Origin of the sequence: Streptomyces sp. E11-3 (assembly GCF_046540415.1) — a bacterium.
Lineage (GTDB): Bacteria > Actinomycetota > Actinomycetes > Streptomycetales > Streptomycetaceae > Streptomyces.
In genome coordinates, this window is record NZ_JAZGRL010000110.1 from 1 (window position 1) to 2,354 (window position 2,354).

General features: G+C 73.0%; 2 protein-coding genes. One reads left to right on the top strand and one right to left on the bottom strand.

Annotated features, from left to right (window positions below; all coding sequences use genetic code 11):
- On the bottom strand, positions 1-747 hold a 747-nt coding region (locus tag U9R90_RS35585; protein ID WP_411061586.1), incomplete at its 3' end, for an ROK family protein.
- A 121-nt stretch (positions 748-868) separates the two neighbouring features.
- Between U9R90_RS35585 and U9R90_RS35590 the strand changes: the two genes are divergently transcribed.
- A complete protein-coding gene (locus tag U9R90_RS35590; protein WP_411061587.1) occupies positions 869-2,260 on the top strand; it encodes an MGH1-like glycoside hydrolase domain-containing protein in 1,392 nt (463 codons plus the stop codon).
- Positions 2,261-2,354: the final 94 nt, after the last annotated feature.

The window sequence follows — 2,354 nt, forward strand, 5'->3', positions numbered from 1 at the left end:
CCGGATATGGCCGATGTCCCCCGCTCCCCCGTCTATCCCCCGGTAGATCGAGCCATCCACGATGACCCCGGCGCCGATGCCGGTGGAGACCTTGACCAGCACGAAGGCCGAGCAGTGCGGGTAGTGGGTGCGCTGCTCGCCGTACGCCATGAGGTTGGCGTCGTTGTCGACCAGCACCGGTACGGAAGTGCCCCCGCCGGTGTGCCGGGCGAAGGCGCGGCCGAGCCGCCCCCGGATGTCGTAGCCGTCCCAGCCCGGCATGATCGGCGGCTGCACCACCCGGCCGCTCTCGCTGTCGACCGGCCCCGGCACCGCGAGCCCGATGCCGCACACCGCGTCGGCCGGGGCGCCGATCTGCCGCAGCAGTTCGGCGTGCCAGCCGCCGAGCCGGTCCAGGACCTCGTCCGGGCCCTCCGCGATGGCGAGCGGCCCCCGGTGCTCGGCGAGCAGCTCGCCGGTGAGCGACAGGACGGCGGCGCGGGCGTGCCGGGTGTCCAGGTCGGCGGCGAGCACGACCGCGTGCGCGTCGTCGAACTCCAGCCGCGCCGACGGCCGCCCGCCCTGCGGCGAGCGCACCTCGCTGCCCGCGCCCTCGCGCAGCCAGCCCGCCCTGAAGAGCCGGTCCAGGCGCTGGCCGACCGTGGCGCGGGAGAGTCCGGTGGCCTGCTGCAGGGTGCCACGGGTGGTCGCGCGGCCGCTGCGTACCAGGTGAAGCAGGTCCCCGGCGCTCGCCTGGTTCCCGGCCATTCCTACCCCCTTGCGTTCATCAACTGCGCGTTACATATTAGGTTTTGCTTGTTAAGTAGACGTAACTCTAGAGTTGCTCCTACGGAACTGACAGGTCCTACGGAACTGACAGGGGAGTCCGCTGACCGTTCACCACGGCACCACCGCCGCACCCACAGCCGCAGCCGCACCCGTCCCCGCGTCGCCGCGCGAGCTGCTGCGCGACCGCGCGGCGCAGGTGCTGTACGCCAACCGCACCGGCACCTCCACCGTCCCCTCGCACACCCTGTACCCGCACCAGTGGTCCTGGGACTCCGCGTTCATCGCGATCGGACTGCGCCATCTCTCCCCCTTACGCGCCCAGTTGGAGCTGGAGACGCTGCTGAACGCCCAGTGGGGCGACGGCCGTGTCCCGCACATCGTGTTCAACCCGTCCGTCCCATTAGACGCCTACTTTCCCAGCCCTGACTTCTGGCGCTCCTCCACCGCGGGCCGCGCCGCCGGAGCCCCTCGCGGCCGGCAGACCTCCGGGCTGGTCCAGCCCCCGGTGCACGCGCTCGCCGCCTGGCTGGTGCACCGCAGTGACCCCGGCCTGTCCCGGGCCCGCTCCTTCCTCCCGCGCGTCTATCCGCGTCTGGTGTCCTGGCACCGCTTCCTGCTGCAGCAGCGGGACGCGGGCGGCGGCGGGCTCGCCTCGGTGGTCCACCCCTGGGAGCAGGGGATGGACAACAGCCCCTGCTGGGACGCCCCGTTGAGCCGGATCACCCCGGCGCCGCCGCACAGCTACCGCCGCGCCGACCTGGCACACGGTGCCGGTGCCCTGGACGACCGGCCGACCGATCTCGACTACGGCCGCTACGTCCGCCTGGCCATGGACTACCGCGACGGCGGATACACCGGCGGTACGGGCGCCTTCGCGGTGGAGGACCCCGCGTTCAACGCCCTCCTCATCGCCTCCGAACACGCCCTCGCGCGGATCGCCGACGAGCTCGGCCCCATCAGGACCACCCACACCGCACGCGCCGAGCGGCTGACCCGGGCCCTGGTGGAGCGCCTGTGGGACGACACGCGCGGCCAGTTCCTCTGCCGCGACCTGCACACCGACACGCTGGTCCCCGAGCGCGGCGTCGCGGGCCTGATCCCGCTGATCCTGCCCGCGCTGGAGCCCAGCGTCGCCGCCGCCCTCGTCCGCACCGCCTGCGGACCGCACTTCGGACTCGGCTCGACGGTGCGCCTGGTGCCCAGCTACGACCTGCTGGGCCCGGCCTTCGACCGGCACCGGTACTGGCGCGGGCCCGCCTGGTTCAACACCAACTGGCTGATCGAGCGCGGGCTGCGGCTCTACGGCGAGCGGGAGCGGGCCAGGCGGCTGCGCGGCGCGCTGCTCGAATCGGCCGAGAGCTCGGGCTTCGCCGAGTACGTGAACCCGTACACGGGTCAGGGCTGCGGCGCCCAGGGCTTCAGCTGGACGGCCGCGCTCGCCCTGGACCTGCTTGAGGGACTTGAGGAAACAGAGGGAGGGGCCAGGGAATGACGGACCAGCAGCATCGCCTCCTCGTGTGGGGCGGCACCTTCGCGGCCGTGGGGGCGGGCGGCGACATCAGTGGCGTACGAGGCGGCGGGGCAGG